This is a genomic window from Vibrio sp. 1727 (assembly GCF_033344415.1).
In the GTDB taxonomy this organism is placed as follows: domain Bacteria; phylum Pseudomonadota; class Gammaproteobacteria; order Enterobacterales; family Vibrionaceae; genus Vibrio; species Vibrio alginolyticus.
Genome location: NZ_JAWPOT010000107.1, coordinates 1 through 976 on the forward strand (window position 1 = coordinate 1; position 976 = coordinate 976).

General features: G+C 42.6%; 2 protein-coding genes. Both read left to right on the plus strand.

Translation table 11 applies throughout. From position 1 onward, the window contains the following. The coding region (locus R8O10_RS24135; protein ID WP_318191813.1) for a hypothetical protein at positions 1-313 on the plus strand (313 nt) is incomplete at its 5' end. A gap of 504 nt (positions 314-817) precedes the next feature. Continuing rightward, on the plus strand, positions 818-976 hold a 159-nt coding region (locus tag R8O10_RS27970), incomplete at its 3' end, for an LPD25 domain-containing protein (protein ID WP_412035171.1).

Genomic DNA, 976 nt, shown 5'->3' on the forward strand with positions numbered 1-976 from the left:
TGTTGCAGTAGCTGGAAATATCGCAATGAATCACTATGGCTCTCTCGAAGCAGTTCAGTGGGATAAGCTTGAAGAACTTAACTACTCACGCGATCTAGGTACGTCTGACTTTACTGGCCGCATCATAGATGACAAGAGTGGCAATATGTCAGTGAATAAAACTAGCATTGACTTGGCTGCAAATAAACTCCTTACAACCCTGGGTGTACCACTTTCTGAAGCACGGCAAAAGTTAGAGGATCAGTACTTTGGTTCTCAAAGTATGAGCGATGATAGTGGTGACATTAATGGAGCAACAGAACAAGCCGCTTAACCAAGCTTTAATTAGAGAAGCCCTGACTAAGTTCAGGGCTTTTTGTTGCGAGTAAACAATATAACGCATTCACAATTTTCTCTCCACTAACAGGGGTTTCCCCTAGTCGCCACCGAGGCCCACCCGCCGGACTTACCCCTGCAGCGCTAAGGTTCGTTCCTCACTAAGTGCTGCCGCTCAAGGCTGTTGACCTCCAGCGCTAGGTCGTTGCCAACAAACCCCCGTTGTCACCGTCCTAGCAGAATGCTGGTGGCCATATGATTCGCCTTCGGCGAGCTAAAAGCATTTGTATCGCTTTTCTTAACGGCTTCGCCTAAAAAGCTGACCCTCTATCGAGCCCTATTGTGACGCCCTTGTTCGGGCCAAAGTCAATAAATAAAGTTAAGTATATTTTACTATTTATAGTGTGTTAATATGGTATTTATTGGGGGTGTGAGTTATAATGTTTTTAAGTTAAGAGAACAACTTATTCTTAATCTATTTTTCCGATGCTTGGGGGCAACGATGATTAAACCAATTTCAGTTACTGTATTATTTTCTGAATCAAAAATGCTTGAAGAGAAAGATTACTCTATCGAAGATTTTGAACAACTTGCTCATGAAGTAGCTGCAAAATGCGAACTAGGGTATGAAAAGACAGATGTTAAGGTAACTTTCGATTCT